Raw genomic sequence first — 1,103 nt, 5'->3', positions numbered from 1 at the left:
TCTGCTTCGATGTTTGGAAGCGGGCGATTGCCTGCTTCGCGCCGCCAAATTGAAAGGGCCGCTTACGCGGCCCGTTGTCCCGTTGGCGGGCCTGTTCGTGAAGAGAAGATTTCACATCTATCCGATTGGATGTGAGTTTAACGTGCGTTTGGCAGACCTGGCAGCGACCTACTCTCCCGCGTCTTGAGACGAAGTACCATCAGCGCTGGAGCGTTTCACGGCCGAGTTCGGAATGGGATCGGGTGCAGCCGCTCCGCCATAACCACCAGGTCGGCAAAACGCACGTTATTCGAGAAGCTGGGTTAGGGATTGGGCAGAAGGCAATAGTGAATAGGGGATGCCTATTCACTATTGGCTCGTTGCTCTTCACCTGTCTTTTTGTGCCTGAGCGACATCCACAGTTTGCTTTCGGGCGAAGCCCGCAAGCGCGACTGCGCGTCGCCGGTCGTCCGGCGCCCTCGCGGAGCATAGGCCCGTAAGGGCCGCTCATGCGTGAGCGCTGGCCAGACCATCGTGTTTCACGATGGGCATAAGGAATGAGAACGATCAAGCCGATCGAACTATTAGTACCGGTAAGCTTCAAGCGTTGCCGCTCTTCCACACCCGGCCTATCAACGTGGTCGTCTTCCACGGTTCTCAGGGAATACTCGTTTTAAGGTGGGTTTCCCGCTTAGATGCCTTCAGCGGTTATCCCGTCCGGATATAGCTACCCTGCTATGCGGCTGGCGCCACAACAGGTCCACCAGAGATCCGTCCATCCCGGTCCTCTCGTACTAGGGACAGATCCTTTCAATATTCCTACACCCACGGCAGATAGGGACCGAACTGTCTCACGACGTTCTGAACCCAACTCACGTACCGCTTTAAATGGCGAACAGCCATACCCTTGGGACCTGCTCCAGCCCCAGGATGCGATGAGTCGACATCGAGGTGCCAAACAACCCCGTCGATATGGACTCTTGGGGGTCATCAGCCTGTTATCCCCGGCGTACCTTTTATCCGTTGAGCGATGGCCCTTCCACGCGGGACCACCGGATCACTATGACCGACTTTCGTCTCTGCTCGACTTGTCAGTCTCGCAGTCAGGCAGGCTTATGCCATTG

Annotated in this window: 2 rRNA genes (1 of these 2 only partly in view); both read right to left on the bottom strand. The window is 56.8% G+C overall.

Annotated features, from left to right (window positions below):
* Positions 1–155: 155 nt before the first annotated feature.
* Positions 156–270: ribosomal RNA gene (gene rrf / locus FJ959_RS31390) — 5S ribosomal RNA — on the bottom strand.
* Between the two features lie 272 nt (positions 271–542).
* Positions 543–1,103: ribosomal RNA gene (locus FJ959_RS31385) — 23S ribosomal RNA — on the bottom strand (it continues 2,250 nt past the right edge of the window).

Origin of the sequence: Mesorhizobium sp. B2-2-4 (assembly GCF_006442375.1) — a bacterium.
Taxonomy (GTDB): Bacteria; Pseudomonadota; Alphaproteobacteria; order Rhizobiales; family Rhizobiaceae; genus Mesorhizobium.
Note: the sequence above shows the minus strand (reverse complement) of the source record. Positions and strands in the feature narration are given on the sequence as shown.